Source organism: Rhodococcus sp. OK611 (assembly GCF_003050885.1).
Classification (GTDB): Bacteria; Actinomycetota; Actinomycetes; order Mycobacteriales; family Mycobacteriaceae; genus Rhodococcus_G; species Rhodococcus_G oryzae.
Map to the genome: position 1 here is coordinate 241,499 of NZ_QAOZ01000002.1, position 16,176 is coordinate 257,674.

Consider the following 16,176-nt stretch of genomic DNA (forward strand, 5'->3'; position numbering starts at 1 on the left):
CGCAGCCGCCTAGTGCATCCCGACAGGCGCCTCGTCGGGCAGATCGCCCTTCTTCGCGCGGACCAGCACGACCACCAGCGGCGTGATCACCGCGATCAGCGCAGCTGCCCAGCCGAAGACGTGCGCGTAGCCGGAGACCTCCGCGGTGAACGCGTATTCCTTGAGCGAGCCGATGAACTCCTGCACCGAGGCCGGCAGCACCGCCAGTTCCTCCGCGGTCGGCGGCACGGCCGTGGCCAGGTCCGCCGGGATCGCGCTCGCGGGTACGCCCGCGGGCGCGGTCGGGGCGGCATTGGCGGCGCTCCACGCGGACTTCGCGGAGACGTAGATCGTGGTGAACAGCGCGGTGCCGAGCGCCCCGCCGATCTGGATGGTGGCGTTGGCCAGCGCGCTCGCCGCCCCGGCGTCGTGATCCTTGACGCCGATCAGCGACAGGTTCTGCATCGGCACCATCAGCAGGCCCAGGCCGAACCCGAAGGTCGCCAGCCCGGGGAAGACGTGAGTCCAGTACGAGGTCTCCACCCCGATCTGCGTCAGCAGCGTCAGCCCGATCGCCGCGATCAGCGGACCCGCGATCATCAGCGGCTTCGGCCCGATCTTGGTGCTCAGGTTGGCCGAGATGCCCGCGGCCATCACGATGAAGATCGCCATCGGCAGCGAGCCGAAGCCGGCGGCCACCGGGCTGAAGCCGAGCACGATCTGGAGGTAGAAGGTCAGGTACAGGGTGCCGCCGAGCAGCGCGGAACCCACCAGCATCGAGCCGATGAACGCGGCGCCGCGGTCGCGGTGCCACGGCACCGACAGCGGCAACAACGGGTTCTTCGAGCGCTTCTCGACCAGCACGAAGGCCGCAAGCGCGGCCAACCCGAGCCCGATGAACCCGACGGTCTGCGTGGAGGCCCAGCCGTGCTTCTCCGCCTGGGTGAAGCCGTAGACCAGGGAGCCGAGGCCGATCGCGATGAGCACGGTGCCGGGGATGTCGTAGCTGGTATCGCCGTGCGCCTTGGTCTCCCGGACGATCGGCGCGGTGACGGCGATCGCGAAGATCGCGACGGGGATGTTCACCAGCAGGCACCAGCGCCAGTCGACGTACTGGGTGAGGAAGCCGCCGAGCAGCAGGCCGATGGCGGCGCCGCCGCCGGAGATCGCGCCGAACACGGCGAAGGCCTTGGCACGTTCCTTCTCGCCGATGAAGGTGGTGGTGAGGATGGCCAGCGCGGCAGGGGCGAGCAGCGCCGCGAACACGCCCTGCAGGGCGCGGGCGGTGAACAGCTGCATTCCGTTCTGGGCGAAGCCGCCGATCGCGGACGCGATCGCGAAGCCGGCCATGCCGACCATGAACGAGCGCTTGCGCCCCCAGTAGTCGGCGACGCGGCCGCCGAGCAGCAGCAGCGCGCCGAACGCGAGCGCGTACGCCGTGACCACCCACTGGCGGTCGGAGTCGCTGATGCCCAGCTCGACCTGGGCGTCGGGCAGCGCGATCGAGACGATGGTGCCGTCGAGGACCACGGTGAGCTGCGCGAGCGCGACGATGCACAGCACCAGCCAGCGCCGTTCGTGGTTCGGGTTGTCGGTGATCGCGGATCCCGCGACGTCGTCGTCGAGGTCCCGTGTGCCAGTGGACATGCTGAATTCCCGCCGTCAGGAGGCACGGACTCGCGTCTCGGCCCAAGAGGCCGGACGCTACCGACGGCCGCAATCGACGGTCAATGAAAACGGCTGGTCGGGTTGTCATCGTCACATCGGGGCCGTCCGGGCTTGCCCTGGGCACGCGGGTGTGAACACTGCGGGACTACCGGCGGAAGGTGTCCCGGTCCAGGCGCAGCGTGCCGATCGTGGTGGCGAGCATGTCGTACTGGCCGACCAGCAGGAGGAACTCGATCATCCGGCGCTCGTCGAGATGCGCGGCCAGCGCCGACCAGTGCGCGTCGTCGAGGTCCTTCGTGGCGACCAGCGTGTCGACCGCCGCCAGCATCGCCCGCTGCCGATTGCTCCAGCCGGGTGCCTCCGGCCCGGCCAGCACCCGGTCGAGCAGCTCGGGGGTCACCCCGGCCCGCGTGCCCAGCCGGATGTGGTGGTCCATCTCGTAGTCGCAGCCGCGCAGGTGCGCGACGCGCAAGATGATCAGCTCGGTCTCGTGCCGGGAGATCCGGCCGCCCGGCATCAGTCCCGCGCCGAAGTGCAGCCAGCCCCGGAAGGTGCCCTTGGTGCGGCCGAGCGTGCTGAACAGCTGCGCGTCAGGGGTGCCCGAGACCGTCGACAGCACCCGCCACACCACCCAGTTGATCGGCCCGAGCTGGCGCAGCCGGCCCGGGGTGATCCGCGCGCTCACCGGGCGCTGTCCGAGAGACGGAGCGGCAGCTCGGGTTGCGCGGTGGTGTATCTGGTGTGCTCGGTCCGCGCGATGGCCAGCGCCTGCGCCATGTGCGGCTGCGGCCGGAGCTCGACGATCCGCTGCGCCGCCATCCGGCAGTGCAGCAGCCCGCCGACCCAGCCCGGCGCGTAGATCCGCTTGCGGCGCCGGGCAATTCCCTTCTCGAAGGCGGTGATCGCGACCTCGAGCGGAGACATCGCGGTGAACATGCCCGACCACTTGATCTTGTCCGCGGCGGCCGTGTCGAAGCCGATCGAGATCATGTCGGTGTCGATCTCACCCAGATATCCGACGCCGACGCGGGTACCGAGGTGGCGCATCTCCACCCGCAGAGTGTTGCCGAGCGCCTCCGCCGCGGCCGCCGTCGCGCTGTACGCCCCGAGCAGGGGGAGCTGTGCCCCGACGGCCCCGGAGGTGATGATCAGCGCGTACCCGTCGCGGTGTCCGATATGCTCGCCCGCCGCGCGCAGGGTGTAGTAGGTGCCCATCAGGTTGACGTCGACGATGCGCTGCATGACGGCCGGGTCGCCGCCGAGCATCGGCAGCTGCGCCCCCACACCGGCGTTGGCGATCACCACGTCGAGCCCGCCCAGTTCGTCGACGATCCCGGCGACGGCCGCGTCGACCTGGGTGTGGTCGCGCACGTCGCAGTAGCGCCACGGCGCGTTCCCGCATGCCGTCGCCACCTGCTCGAGCAGTTCACGCTCGAGTCCCAGCAGGCCGACCTTCGCGCCGTGGGCGTGCAGCCGCTTGGCGAGGGCGGCCCCGATGCTCCTTGCCGCGCCGGTGATCAGGACGCGGCGCCCAGCCAGCCCCTCCTCGAGACTTCTTGCCATCGCGTTCCACACCCTCTGTGTCCTTACTCAACGGTAGTAAAACGCTACACCGGACGTCCCCGCGAGCGGCGGACATTCGCGGTCCGGCCGGTCCCGCCGAGTGTGCAGGTGTCGGGGCATCGCCCGGGAGCGGGCGATCGTAGGTGCACGCTCGCGGGCGGCTACTCGCGGATCGCGCGGGCCATCGCGGAGCTGGCCACCGCCTGGCCGGTGCGCTCGACGACCAGGTCCCTGGACCGGATCAGGTGCAGGTGCAGCTCCCCGGCCGCGGGCCCCAGGTCCCCGGCGAGCAGGCCGCGCACGATCTTCAGGTGCGAGTCGATGGTGGCGCGGACGCGTTCGGGGGTCCATGGGTCCAGCCGGCGCACCGGGCGCAGTTTGCTGTGCACCGAGTCGAGCGCCTCGCTCAGTGCCGGATTGCCCGAGGCCCGCAGCAGCGCGGTGTGGAAGGCCTCGTCGCTCGCGATGAAGTCCGGGCCCGACGCCGGTGGTTCCGCCCGCATCCGGATCCAGCGCTCGAGCTCGGCGCGCAGGATGTCCTGCGCGTGTTCGAGCCTGCGGTCCTCGATGACCCGGTCGATGCCCCTCAGCTCGACGGTCATCCGGAGCTCGTACAGCCCGTGCAGGTCCTCGAACCTCGGCCGGTACGGGAACAGCCCGCCGTCCTCGCGGGCGACGAGCTCCTCCGACAGCAACCTGGCCAGTGCCTCCCGCACGGGGGTGCGGGAGACGCCGTACAGCTCGGCGAGGCGCTCCTCGCCCAGGCGGTCGAGCGGGCTGAACCGCCCACAGACCAGGTCATCGCGGAGCGCCCGGTACACCTGCTCTCCCAGGTGTGAATGTTCCTGACGCGCCCGCGATCTCGCGGCCATGGTCAGATGGCCATCGCCGCGCGGACTGCGGACTCCGCGCCTGGCGAACGGACGCCGCGGCCGCCCTCGCCGGTCGAGGTGATCCGTCCGGATTCGAGCACGTAGTAGCTCTGCGCCGCCTGCAGGGCGAAGCCGATGTGCTGTTCCACCAGCAGCACACCGAGACCGCCACGGCCGGTGAGCTCGACGATGGTGCTCTCGATCTCGGCGACCACGGACGGCTGGATGCCCTCGGTCGGTTCGTCCAGGATGAGCATCCGGGGCTCGGTGATCAGGGCGCGGGCGATCGCGAGCTGCTGGCGCTGGCCGCCGGAGAGCAGCCCGGCCCGCCGCGTGAGCAGGCCCTTGAGGGCGGGAAACAGGTCGAGTGATTCGTCGATCAGCGCCCGTCCCCGCTTGCGACCGTCGGCCACGACCTGCAGGTTCTCCGCGGTGGTGAGCTGCCCGAAGGACTGCTGTCCCTGCGGGACATAGGCCAGGCCTCGGGCCACCCTTGCGCTGGGGCGCAGCTTGCTGACGTCCTCGCCGTCGAACAGCACCTGGCCCGAGTTGATCTTCAGCAGCCCGACCGCGGACCGGAGCAGGGTGGTCTTGCCTGCCCCGTTGTGTCCCATCACCGCGGCCACCCCGTCGGCCGGCACCTCGACGGTCACGCCGTGGATGACCTCGGTGCGCCCGTAGCCGGCGCGAACGTCCCTCAGCTCAAGCATTCTCGGTCTCCTTCGTGGCGGTGGGCTCGGGCTCGGCGGCGGAGGCGGTGCCGAGGTAGACCTGCTGCACCTTCGGGTCGGCCTGGACCTCCTCCACCGTGCCCTCGGCGAGGACCTTGCCCGCGTGCAGCACGGTGACGGAGGTGGCGAACGCGCGCATGAAGTCCATGTCGTGCTCGACGACGACAACCGTTCGCTCACCGCCGATGCGCCGCAGCAGGTTTCCGGTCTCCTCGCGTTCGTCGTGACTCATACCCGCGACGGGTTCGTCGAGCAGCAGCACGTCGGCGTTCTGCACCAGCAGCATGCCGATCTCGAGCCACTGCTTCTGCCCGTGCGCGAGGATGCCCGCAGGCTTGTCGCGCAGGTGGCCGAGGCCGGTGATCTCGAGCGCCTCCTCGATCTGCGGGCTGACGGAGCCGCGGCGACGGAGCAGGGTCAGCGCGGAGCGACCCGCGCCCGCTGCGATGTCAAGGTTCTGCAGGACGCTGAGCTGCTCGAAAACGCTTGCGGTCTGGAAGGTTCGGCCGACGCCGAGCCGGGCGATCTTGTGCACCTTCTTGCCGATCAGTTCCACGCCCGACTTGGCGACCGAGCCGGTCGCGGGCACCAGGCCGGTGATCGCGTCGACCAGGGTGGTCTTGCCCGCGCCGTTGGGGCCGATGAGGAAGCGCAGGTCGCCCTGCATCAGGGTCAGGTCCACCCCGTCGACGGCGGTGAACCCGTCGAACGTCACCCGCAGGTCCCGGACCTCGAGGTACTGGCTGGACATTCCGGCGTTGCCGCCGAACACGGGAGCTGTCGCGTTGGTCATCGGGCCACCTCGAGTTCGGGAAGGGCATCGGGGGTCTCGTCACGGGGGGCGTCGGCGCGCGGCTTTCGGCGCCGGATCAGCTCGATCAGTCCGGCGACGCCCGCGGGGAAGAAGCCGACCACCACGATGAACAGCAAGCCCTGGGCGTAGATCCAGCCGGAGGGGAAGTTCTCGGACAGGGTGGACTGCGCCCATGCGACGCCGATGGCGCCGAGCACCGGACCGAGCAGGGTGGCGCGGCCGCCGATCGCGACGCCGATGAGGAACGCGATCGAGGGGACGATACCGACGTCGGCGGGGGAGATGATGCCGACGATGGGGACGAACAGGGCCCCGGCGATGCCGGCGAAGAAGGCCGCGACCACGTACGAGACGACCTTGATGTTCGCCGGGTCGTAGCCGAGGAACCGGACCCGCTCCTCCTGGTCCCGGACCGCGACCAGCAGTTCGCCGTAGCGGCTGTACATCAGCTGCCGGGTCAGCGCGACGACCAGGAGCAGCACACCGGCGGCGATGAAGAACAGCATCCGCTTGTTCGCGGGGTCGTTGAGGTTGAAGCCGAAGAAGGTACGGAACCTGTTGAGCCCGTTGCTGCCTCCGATCGTTTGCTGGCCGACCAGCAGAATCGCGAAGGCGGCTGCGAGCGCCTGCGACAGGATGGCGAAGTAGGCGCCCTTGACCCGGCGCTTGAACACGCCGAGGCCGAGCACGAAGGCGACCAGTGCGGGCACCACGAGGATCGCGAGGATGGTGACGAACGGCGAGGTGAACGGCGTCCAGTAGCCGGGCAGCTCGCTGATCCCCGCGATCTGCATGAAGTCGGGCACGTCGTTGCCCTTGAGCTCGGCGTCCGCGATCTTGAGGTGCATGGCCATCATGTAGGCGCCGAGTCCGAAGAAGACGCCCTGGCCGAGGGTGAGCATTCCGCCTCGGCCCCAGGCCAATCCGATCCCGACGGCGACGATGGCGAAGCAGAGGAACTTGCCGAGCAGGTTCAGCCGGAAGTCGCTGAGCACAGCCGGAGCGAGGCCGAACAGCACCAGAGCGGCGAGACCGAATCCGGCGAGCGGCCGCCAGCGGGTGAGCATGCCGGTCATACGAGACTCCTTGTCTTCACGGCGAACAGGCCCTGCGGGCGCACCTGGAGGAAGACGACGATGATCACGAACAGGATGACCTTCGCGATCGAGGCGGTCGTCGAGTACTCGATGTAGGAGTTGAGGATGCCGAGGGCGAACGCCGCGATCACCGCGCCCTTGATCTGTCCGAGGCCGCCGACCACCACGACCAGGAACGCGTCGATGAGGTAGTACTGGCCGACCGTGGAGCTGGTCGAGCCGATCAGGGTCAACGCCACACCGGCGACGCCCGCCAGGCCCGAGCCGATGAAGAAGGTGGTGATATCGGTTCTGCGGCTGGAGATTCCGCTCGTCTCGGCGAGGTCGCGGTTCTGTACGACGGCCCGGATCCGGCGCCCCATCGGGGTGGTCTTGAGTGCGACGGAGAGCACCGCGACGCAGACGACGGCGAGCACCAGGATGAAGATGCGGGTCTTCGGGACGACGGCGCCGAGGATGTCGACACCGCCGGAGAGCCACTCCGGGGCGACCACGTTGACGGCGGGTGCCCCGAAGATGTCGCGGGCGAGCTGCTGCAGGATCAGGCCAACGCCGAACGTCACCAGCAGGGTGTCGAGCGGGCGGTGGTACATCCGCTGCACGAGGGTCACCTCGAGCAGCACCCCCATGGCCCCTCCGACGAAGAAACCGACGAGCAGAGAGATCAGCAGGGACGACCCCGCCGTCGAGAACACCTGTTGCACAACGTAGGCGGTGTACGACCCGGCCATGATGAATTCACCGTGGGCCATGTTGATGACGCCCATCTGGCCAAAGGTCAGTGACAGTCCCAGCGCTGCCAGCAGCAGGATCGACCCGATACTCAGGCCGGTGAACAACTGTCCGATCACGACATCCATGTCGAATGCCCGTCCTCTCTACTCTCTGTCGTCGGCTGCTCGGGTCGGCTACTTGCTGGCCAGGCTCTCGGCCCAGGAGTAGCTGGTCAGGTACGGGTCGGGGGCGATCGGGCTGCCCGAGTCCCAGACGGTGTAGATGAGGCCGTCGGGCCGGATCTCTCCGATGCGGGCGGTCTTGGTGATGTGGTGGTTGTCGCCGTCGATCGTCACGAGTCCCTCGGGAGCGTTGAAAGTGACTCCGTCAGAGGCGTTCTGGATGTCCTCGACGGCGAAGGAGTTGGCCTTCTCCACCGTGTTCTTCCACAGGTAGACGGAGGTGTAGGCCGCCTCCATCGGATCCGAGGTGGGCTTGGTGGCGCCGTACTTGGCCTTGTAGGCGTCGACGAACTTCTTGTTCTCCGGGCTGTCGATGGTCTGGTAGTAGTTCCACGCGGTGAGCTGGCCCGCGATGTTCTGCGCGCCGATGCCGGCCACCTCCTCCTCGGCGATGGAGACCGAGACGACGGGCATGTCGGCGGCCTTGAGGCCGGCGTTGGTGTACTCGCGGAAGAAGGCGACGTTGGAGTCGCCGTTGAGCGTGTTGAACACGGCGTCGGCGTCCGCGGACCGGACCTTGTTGACGATGGTGGAGAAGTCGGTGGAGCCGAGCGGCGTGTAGTCCTCGCCCTTGATCTCGATGCCGTTGGCGGCGGCGTAGGCCTTGATCTCGCGGTTCGCGGTCTGCGGGAACACGTAGTCGCTACCGACCAGGTAGAGCGACTTCACGCCCTTCTCCTTCAGGTAGTCCAGGGCCGGGATGATCTGCTGGTTGGTGGTGGCGCCGGTGTAGAAGATGTTCTTGGAGTCCTCGAGGCCCTCGTACTGGACGGGGTAGTAGAGGAGCGAGTTCTTGTCCTCGAACACGGGCAGCATGGCCTTACGGCTCGAGGAGGTCCAGCCGCCGAAAACCGCTGCGACACAGTCACTGCTGATCAGCTTCTCGGCCTTCTCCGCGAAGACCGTCGGCTCGGAGGCGCCGTCCTCGGCGACGATCTCGATCTTCTTGCCCAGCACGCCACCGGAGTTGTTGATCTCCTCGACGGCGAGTGCGATGGAGTCACGGACGGTGACCTCCGAGATCGCCATGGTGCCGGACAGCGAGTTCAGCGAGCCCACCTTGATGGTGTCGCCGGAGGTGTTCACACACGATTCGGTGGTGCCGGACGCGGCGGTCTCGTCGCCCGCCTTGCTGCCGCACGCGCTGAGCACCAGGCCGACCGCGGCCAGGGCCGCCGGGGCAACGAGGGCGCGCTTGGAGATCGTGGTCCTACGAGAAACGGACATGTACAGCCTTTCCTTCGTCGGGGAGGCGGCCGCCGGACAGCGCGCGCCGCACACCGAACACGCCCTGTATCCGCGATGCGTATACAGGGCTGTATTCGTGTGAGCGCAGACGATATGGGCGCGTTGTTGCGCCTGAATGTCACTGCGTGACTTGTTTGTGTCCCGGATTACCGGCAGGTGAACAGGTCTGCCCGAGCAGCGGTTTCGCCGGCTTGGGGCGTCACCGAGTGTGCAGTTTCCGGGGCATCGGCCGAGTGCGCCGCCGACGACTGCACACTCGGCGGGCGGCGGCGGTGAGGGGAGGCAGTCGAGATGGTGGGCTGGCCGGGAGTCAGCGGATGAGGTACGGCGACACCGAGCTGCGGTGCTCGTTGATGTCGAGTTCCTTGCCGAGCGGGGGGAAGGCGCGCTGCGGGCAGTTCATTCGCTCGCACACCCGGCAGCCGGCGCCGATCGGGGTGGCAGCCGCCTGGTTGTCCAGGTCGAGGCCATCCGCGTAGACGGTGCGGTGCGCGTGCCGGAGCTCGCAGCCGAGGCCGATGGCAAAGGTCTTGCCCGGCTGGCCGTATCGGGCCGCTCTGCGCTCGACGGTCCGCGCCACCCACAGGTAGCTGCGGCCGTCCGGCATCTGCGCGATCTGGGTCATGATCTTGCCGGGGTACCCGAACGTCTCGTACACGTTCCACAGGGGGCAGGTGCCGCCGCTGGAGGAGAAATGGAAGCCGGTGGCGGACTGCCGCTTCGACATGTTGCCCGCCCGGTCGACCCGGACGAAGGAGAACGGCACGCCGCGGAGCTTCGGGCGCTGCAGGGTGGAGAGCCGGTGGCAGATGGTCTCGTAGCTCTGGGAGAAGAAGGCGGACAACCGCTCGATGTCGTAGCGGAATTCCTCGGCGATGTCGTGGAACTGGGTGTACGGCAGCACGGTTGCCGCGGCGAAGTAGTTGGCCAGCCCGAGGATGGCGAGCGATCGGGACGACTCCGAGGTGAAGTTCCCCTCGTCGACCATCTTGTTCAGCAGATCCCCGCACTCGAGGTAGGCCAGCTCGGCGGCGAACTTGAACACCTTCTGCCCGCCGGACAGGTGCGGGGAGATCTCCAGCACGCGGGACTCGGGGTCGTAGCGGTGCAGCACACCCTCGCCGAGGTCGATGCGCTGCACGATCTGCACGTCGTGGACGTTCTCGAGCCGCCTGGCGATCTCACCTGCGACGTCGCCGCGGTGGAAACGCATCCGGGAGGTGAGCTCCTCGGCGGCGGTGTCCAGCTCGTGCAGGTAGTTCTGCCGTTGATAGAAGTAGTCCCGCACCTCCTCGTGCGGCATCGTGATCGACCCGCTACCGCTGCCGTCGCTGTACCGGTCCTCGGTTGCCGCGGCCAGCTGCGCGGTGGTGTTGCGGTAGCGACGGTGCATGTTCACGATGGCCTTGGCCAGGCTCGGGTGCGCGGACACCATCTCCGCGATCTCCTGTGCATCCGAGTCGATACCCATCTCCTGGTCGAGCGCGACCTCCCGCAGCTCGGCGATCAGCCGGGTGTCGTCCTGCGACGAGAAGAAGGTGGTGTCCACCCCGAAGACCTCGGTGATCCGCAGCAGCACGGGCACGGTGAGCGGCCGCACGTCGTGCTCGATCTGGTTGAGGTAGCTCGCCGAGATCTCCAGCGTCTGGGCCAGGGCGGCCTGGCTCATGGCCCGCTCGGTGCGTAGCTGACGCAGTCGCGCGCCGACATAGGTCTTCGCCATTTCTCCAGGTTACGAGGGGTGTCGGGGGTTGGCAACAATGGGTTCGCAGGATTAGCTCCGCGCGAGGGGGCACGCGGGGCAGGAGGCGACGCGGCGCGCTGGGACACTGGGCCGATGACGAACGATCAGCCCGCAGGCCTCGAGGTCGGGGCGAGCCTGGCCACCGCGATGCTCAGCCCCGTCTCGGGCGGGCTGCTGCGCACGTGGACCGAGGAGGGGACCAGGCTGTGGAGCGTCGACGACCCGGACGGGCTCAGTGACCTGCTGGGGCGCGGGCTCATCGCTCGTACCTCCGTGCCGGACGACCGCTTCCGTGAGACGGTGCTCCTCGACGCCGCGGCGGGCACCCTGCTGGTGCAGGACGGGTCCCCAGGATCCGAGGAGGACGCTCAGACCCGGGCGTTCCGGCTGGGCGACCCCGTCCGCCCCGAGAGCAACCCCTGGACCGACCTCGATCAGTTCCTGGCCGCCGCCGCGGCGTCCGCCGTCGAGCGCGGCGAGTACTGGGTGGTGGAACTCGGCGGCTGGGATGCGCCGCCCGAGCCGTACTGCTTCTTCGGGATCGTCGACGACGAGGGGGAGCGGGTGGCGGTGATCGAGACGGCGCCGGTGCCGCGGGACACCGGGGTCTGGCCGGAGGTGCCTGACGACGGCAGGCCGGGAACGTCGGTGTCCTCGCCCACCTCCGAGGACACCATCGAGGCCGCGGGGATCTTCGCGGTGACCGCCATCGAGTCCTGGGGCGTCGCGCCGTGGGACGTGGCGTTGACCTTCGGGCACAGGGCGCCGTAGTCCGCCCCTCCGCTCGGCGACCACTCGGTCGCACCCACGCCCGCTTTCCCTGACCCTCCCGCCCGGACGCCGATGCCGCGCGGGCTCGTTGCCGTGCGCGGATTCCGTTCTCTACCTTCAGAACTCGCGGTGAAGCGCCGACCATTCTCGCGTAGTTCACCGAACGACCCCTCGAGGCGCCCGAACTAGCCCGGTGATGGGTGGGTAGATCCGACACCTTGGGTGTCTTCTGGTCCCCGCGCCGATGGCTCAATCTTGTTCATGTCACTTCGAGAACGGAAAGGAGGTAAGGAAATGCGTCGAATCAAGTTCACCGTCGCCGCTCTCGTCGGCTTTGTGCCGCGAAAAGCGCCGGGCATGTACGAATGGTCCTGACAATGGTCAACAGTGCGGGCGGTCGAATTCGATTTGACCGCCCGCACTTTCATTAGGAGATGTAAATGGCACGGCCACCAATCCTCGGTACATCGCGAGCCGGGCTGGCGGAGACGTACGATCGCGGGCGGCTGGCCTTTCTGCTCGACGCCGCGGCGCTCGGTCCGATAGTCGAACTCTGGCCGGGAACTTTCCTCGTGTCGGGTCATCGTGAGGTACACGACGTACTCGTCGGGTCGAATCGCAAGTTCTTGTCGACCCAGAATTTTCTCAGAAGCAAGGTGTCGGGCGACCTCGGATCCGAATCGGTGCAGCGGTGGATGAAGTCACGCAAGGCGGCCTCCGCGGCGTTGGCATCGCGCCAGCGTCTCGAGGACCACCAGGTCGAACTCGCACATGACACAAACGCGATCGTCGGGAGTTGGTTGGGCAGGGCGGTCGGCGATCGAGAGCTGATCGACACCTTGCAGATCCTCACGTCCACGTCTATCACCCGGTACTGCTTTGGAACTCGAAACGCTGACGAGATTCCTGCTCTCGCACAAGAACTTCTCGACGCGCTCTTCCCGATCACGGCGAGTCCCTTCGTCCTCCCCCGATGGTTGCGCTGGCGGCCGTCCGATCTGCGGGTCCGCAGGGCGTTGCGCACTCTCGAATCGGCGGTGGCGAAACTGGCGCTGGCGCCCGGATCGGACGGATTGTGTGATGACCTGCGACAGGCAGACCTCCCGCTCAAAGATGTTGTGCAGATGATTATTTCGACACTCCTTGCTGCGCACGGCGTGCCGGCGTCGGCCATCCTGTGGGGGATGGTCGAGCTCGGGGCGCGGAGCGCCCTCCAGGAGCAGCTGCGGGGTGAGGGCGGCGCAGGCGCGCTCACGCGCGTGGTGTCGGAGACGCTCCGCCTGTGGCCGCCCTCGTGGATGTTGGGCCGTGACGCGGCCGAGGACATCCCTTTCGGGGACTGGGAAATGAAGGCGGGCAGCGTGGTGATGGTGTCCAGCTGGGTCACCCACCGGGTATCGCCCACCTTCGCGTCGACCGGTGGCGACTTCAGGCCCGAGCGGTGGATCGACGCCGCGCCGGAGCGCGGCGAGTTCATACCATTCGGCGGTGGGCCGCGATGGTGTGTTGGCGCGAAGTTCGCGGAGCGGGAGATGTCGACCGTGTTGGGTGAGATCGTCCGAAATTCCACGATGCGAATTCAGCTGTCGGGCGCCGAACTGAAGGTGAACGAGCGCAGAACCCTCACCCCCGAAGGATTCTCGATGAGGTTTTACCTCCCGGAAGGCACGTGAATGCGCGGACAACTCCGGTCCAGGCTGGGGTTCGCTTTCCTTCTCGCCGGCCCCGTCGCAGATTCCGCCATCGTGGTGACAACGGCGGCGCTGGTCGTTTCGGCCGGGGGAGATGCGGCGCTCCTTGCGTTGGCGTTCGGCGCTCGATGCGTCGGAATCCTAGGAGCGGGGATCATTGCAGGCACGTTGGCGGACAGGCTCGACAAACGGGCGATCATTCTTTCGACCTATGCCGGTCGTTGCGCGCTGATTGCCGTACTTCCCGCGCTCGCAGGCGGGCTGCACATTCTGCTCGTGATGATCGCGCTGGGCGTGTGTAGCGGGCTGTCGCAGCCTGCCGCGGCAACCGCGGTCTATCTTTCGGTTCCACGCGACGATCGGGCCGGTCAGCTGGCGACCTGGCATTCGCTGAGCCTCACCGTGCAGGTGGTGTCGCCCGCGGCCGCGGCTCTGCTCATCTCGGCCACCGGACCCACCGTGTCGGCATTTCTTCTTGTCGCGGCCGTTGCGGTGGGTGCCACTGCCGCAGGTGCGCTCGCTCCGAGTCCGACGCGAACCGACGCCCCCACGGGGCTGGTCCAGGACACGCGCGCGGGTTTCCGATTCATCAGGGACAGCCAGTGGCTGCGGACCGTGATCCTGGTGTCGGCGGCACAAACAGCGCTCCCGGTCCCGGCCTGGCTCCTGATCGTGAACGCGGGGTCGGGCGATCGATGGTTCGCGGGCGCCCAGGGTTATCTCATGGCCCTGTTCGCGCTCGGCGGCATCGTCGCAACGAGGCTGCTGGGACGGCGGATTCCCTCTCGCGCAGCGCAGTCGGCGTTGCTGGCGCAGGGGGCGATCTGCATCGGCCTGGTGGCGCTGAGCCTCTTTCCGCCGTTTGCGGTCATGGCAGGGGTGGCGCTCCTCGTCGGCGCCGCGATTCGATTGGGCAGCGTCTGGGCGGATGTCCTCGTGGCGACCCAGGTGCCCGAAGCGATGCTCGGACGCGTCGCCGGACTGGGTGCGACCCTCGCCAATGTATGCATGCCGATCGGTTTCATGGTCGCAGGCGCGCTGCAGGCGCCGCTCGGCCCGGCGGTGACCGCGGGGCTCGCGGCCGCGGCGAGTGCGGCCATCACGGCCGTCGGTGTCATGCGGGTTTCGGCGCCCGCGCAGGCTCTGCCGGTACGGAGCACGGTCTGACGTCAGGCGGTGTCCGCGATCGGGGGCTATCGTCTCGCCATGCCTTACATGGAGCGCTCGGGAGACGTGTTCGTCCTCTACCTCGGAACCGAGGGTGAACGAGACGAGGAGAACGCGTTCAATCCGCGATGGCTCGACGAGGCCGAGGCGCTGCTGGACGAGGTCGAGGCGAGTCAGGGCCCGGCCGCCCTGGTGACCACCGGGGTCGGGAAGTTCTATTCCACCGGCCTCGACACCGTCTGGGTCGCGCAGAACCTGGGGCAGCTCAACTCGTACATGGATCGTGTGCACGCGCTCTTCGCGCGGGTGTTGACCTTTCCGATGGCGACCGTCGCCGCGATGCCGGGCCACACGTTCGGCGGTGGAGCGATCCTGGCCACCGCGCACGACCATCAGGTGATGCGCGGTGACCGCGGGTTCTTCTGTCTGCCGGGCATCACGGTCGGCATCAGCTACACGCCGGGGGTCCTCGAATTGCTGACCGCACGGCTGCCTGCGCGGGCGGTGCACGCCGCGCTGACGAGCGGTCGCCGATACGGCGGGACCGACGCGCTGGCCCACGGACTCGTCGACGAGCTCGCGGCCGGGGACGACGTGCTCGCCAAGGCGGTCGGCCGTGCTCAGGGACTGGTGCACACCCGCGGGCGCACGCTCGGCGAGATCAAGGGCTCGCTGTACGCGGGCGCCGTGGCCGCCCTTCGCACCCCGTCGGCCAGCCTGGAGACGCAGGAAGCGGCGGTGACGGCGCAAGGGTGACCACCGAGCGGTGGCCGGCGGTCAGGCCCAGGGATTCTCGCGGGCGAAGACGGTCGGGAAGCTCAGCGCCACGCCGTCCGCGTCGGCAAGCCTGGTGAGCACCGTCATCGTGCGGTCGAGGTCGTCGCCCGCGTAGGGGAGCGCGCGCAACGGTTCGGACAGCGGCCGGGAGAAGTCGTCCCAGTGGATCAGCACTGCGCGCCTGGCGCCGACCTCGCGGACGGTCTCCCGCCAGTACTCCTCGATGTACTCCTCCGGCTGGATGCCGAGCTGACCCACCCCGAGGTAGGCCACCTCGGCCCGCCTGCCTGCCAGCGCGCCACGCACGTACCCCGCGCTGCCCTGCACGAGCAGTGACCTCCCCGAGGCCGGGTGGCCGACGACGATCGACCAGGCCTCGCCACACCGGTACGCCGACACCCGCGTCGGCGGAACGACCGGCTCCGTGATCTCACCGGGAAAGCGATCGGGTGGGCAGTGATGTGACGCGACCATGGCGACCTCGAAGCCCCCGAGCCGCAGGCAGGCCCCTTCGGCGACGACCGCGATGCGATCCGGCCGCAGCCCGTGCCCACGACCGATCGAGGCGGTGGACTCGCCGCCGACGAGCAGCCCGCCGGTTCGCTCCGCGACGGCCGCGGAGTCCAGCGCGTGGTCGAAATGGGTGTGCACCGGGATGACCGCGTCGAGTCGGGTGACGGCCGCCATGGAGAGTGCGGCGTCGATCCGGTCCGGGTCGGGGGCGATCCTGCCCAGTAACACCCTCGGTAGGCCCGGCCTGGTGAAGAACCCGTCGGTCATGATCGCCGACGAGCCGTCGTCGAGGAGCAGGCTCGCGACGCCGAGAAACGTGACCGCGAGCCCATCGGTCGCCGGGGTGAGATCGAATCGATCGGCGTACCGGTTGATGTCGGGGCGTCCGAGCCGCAGTCTCATGCCGGCACGTTAGCCGGAGGCGTGGCCACCGTCGCGGACCTCGTCGCGACGGTGGAACGAGTCGTTCGGCGACCTTCGGGCGACGTGATTGCCCTCACAGCCGGATCGGGTCCACCGTGATCGGGCGTCGGCGCGGTCCTCCGCGGAGCCGGGATGTCGGCGCGACCGCGGCAGTTCGCGTGC

At 68.6% G+C, this 16,176-nt stretch carries 15 protein-coding genes; 4 read left to right on the forward strand and 11 right to left on the reverse strand.

Annotated elements, in window-relative coordinates; genetic code table 11:
• Window positions 1-9 precede the first annotated feature (9 nt).
• The 10 genes from C8K38_RS03025 to ramB all read right to left on the reverse strand — a co-directional run bounded on the left by C8K38_RS03025 (window position 10) and on the right by ramB (window position 10,651).
• Window positions 10-1,626: an MFS transporter gene (locus tag C8K38_RS03025; RefSeq protein WP_097210185.1), complete on the reverse strand. Its 1,617-nt coding sequence runs from the start codon at window positions 1,624-1,626 to the stop codon at window positions 10-12.
• Window positions 1,627-1,792: 166 nt separating this feature from the next.
• Entirely contained in the window at window positions 1,793-2,332 is a 540-nt protein-coding gene (locus tag C8K38_RS03030) for a carboxymuconolactone decarboxylase family protein (RefSeq protein WP_097210186.1), read from the reverse strand.
• Complete coding sequence (locus C8K38_RS03035) at window positions 2,329-3,210, reverse strand: SDR family NAD(P)-dependent oxidoreductase (protein ID WP_097210342.1); 882 nt, start codon at window positions 3,208-3,210, stop codon at window positions 2,329-2,331. The genes C8K38_RS03030 and C8K38_RS03035 overlap by 4 nt, the downstream gene beginning before the upstream one ends.
• A gap of 161 nt (window positions 3,211-3,371) precedes the next feature.
• Window positions 3,372-4,082, reverse strand: coding sequence for a GntR family transcriptional regulator (locus C8K38_RS03040; protein ID WP_097210187.1), 711 nt, complete (start codon window positions 4,080-4,082; stop codon window positions 3,372-3,374).
• Between the two features lie 2 nt (window positions 4,083-4,084).
• Window positions 4,085-4,792 (reverse strand): urea ABC transporter ATP-binding subunit UrtE, encoded by a 708-nt coding sequence (urtE, locus tag C8K38_RS03045; protein ID WP_097210188.1) that lies wholly within the window; start codon window positions 4,790-4,792, stop codon window positions 4,085-4,087.
• Window positions 4,785-5,606 (reverse strand): urea ABC transporter ATP-binding protein UrtD, encoded by an 822-nt coding sequence (gene urtD, locus C8K38_RS03050; RefSeq protein ID WP_097210189.1) that lies wholly within the window; start codon window positions 5,604-5,606, stop codon window positions 4,785-4,787. The genes urtE and urtD overlap by 8 nt, the downstream gene beginning before the upstream one ends.
• Window positions 5,603-6,703, reverse strand: coding sequence for an urea ABC transporter permease subunit UrtC (urtC, locus tag C8K38_RS03055; RefSeq protein WP_097210190.1), 1,101 nt, complete (start codon window positions 6,701-6,703; stop codon window positions 5,603-5,605). The genes urtD and urtC overlap by 4 nt, the downstream gene beginning before the upstream one ends.
• Window positions 6,700-7,584, reverse strand: coding sequence for an urea ABC transporter permease subunit UrtB (gene urtB, locus C8K38_RS03060; protein ID WP_097210191.1), 885 nt, complete (start codon window positions 7,582-7,584; stop codon window positions 6,700-6,702). The genes urtC and urtB overlap by 4 nt, the downstream gene beginning before the upstream one ends.
• Window positions 7,585-7,632: 48 nt before the next feature.
• On the reverse strand, window positions 7,633-8,907 hold the full coding sequence (gene urtA, locus C8K38_RS03065; protein ID WP_097210192.1) for an urea ABC transporter substrate-binding protein: 1,275 nt from the start codon (window positions 8,905-8,907) through the stop codon (window positions 7,633-7,635).
• Between the two features lie 331 nt (window positions 8,908-9,238).
• Window positions 9,239-10,651, reverse strand: a complete 1,413-nt coding sequence (ramB, locus tag C8K38_RS03070) for an acetate metabolism transcriptional regulator RamB (protein WP_097210193.1) — start codon at window positions 10,649-10,651, stop codon at window positions 9,239-9,241.
• A gap of 114 nt (window positions 10,652-10,765) precedes the next feature.
• Between ramB and C8K38_RS03075 the strand changes: the two genes are divergently transcribed.
• The 4 genes from C8K38_RS03075 to C8K38_RS03090 all read left to right on the forward strand — a co-directional run bounded on the left by C8K38_RS03075 (window position 10,766) and on the right by C8K38_RS03090 (window position 15,057).
• On the forward strand, window positions 10,766-11,443 hold the full coding sequence (locus C8K38_RS03075; RefSeq protein ID WP_257017030.1) for a hypothetical protein: 678 nt from the start codon (window positions 10,766-10,768) through the stop codon (window positions 11,441-11,443).
• A gap of 440 nt (window positions 11,444-11,883) precedes the next feature.
• Window positions 11,884-13,116, forward strand: coding sequence for a cytochrome P450 (locus tag C8K38_RS03080; protein WP_097210194.1), 1,233 nt, complete (start codon window positions 11,884-11,886; stop codon window positions 13,114-13,116).
• A complete protein-coding gene (locus C8K38_RS03085; protein WP_097210195.1) occupies window positions 13,117-14,301 on the forward strand; it encodes an MFS transporter in 1,185 nt (394 codons plus the stop codon).
• 39 nt (window positions 14,302-14,340) lie between these two features.
• Window positions 14,341-15,057 carry an enoyl-CoA hydratase/isomerase family protein gene (locus C8K38_RS03090; protein ID WP_097210344.1) on the forward strand — a complete coding sequence of 239 codons (717 nt, stop codon included), beginning with the start codon at window positions 14,341-14,343 and terminating at the stop codon, window positions 15,055-15,057.
• Between the two features lie 21 nt (window positions 15,058-15,078).
• Here C8K38_RS03090 and C8K38_RS03095 read toward each other — a convergent pair whose 3' ends face one another.
• On the reverse strand, window positions 15,079-15,993 hold the full coding sequence (locus C8K38_RS03095) for an MBL fold metallo-hydrolase (RefSeq protein WP_097210196.1): 915 nt from the start codon (window positions 15,991-15,993) through the stop codon (window positions 15,079-15,081).
• Window positions 15,994-16,176 lie beyond the last annotated feature (183 nt).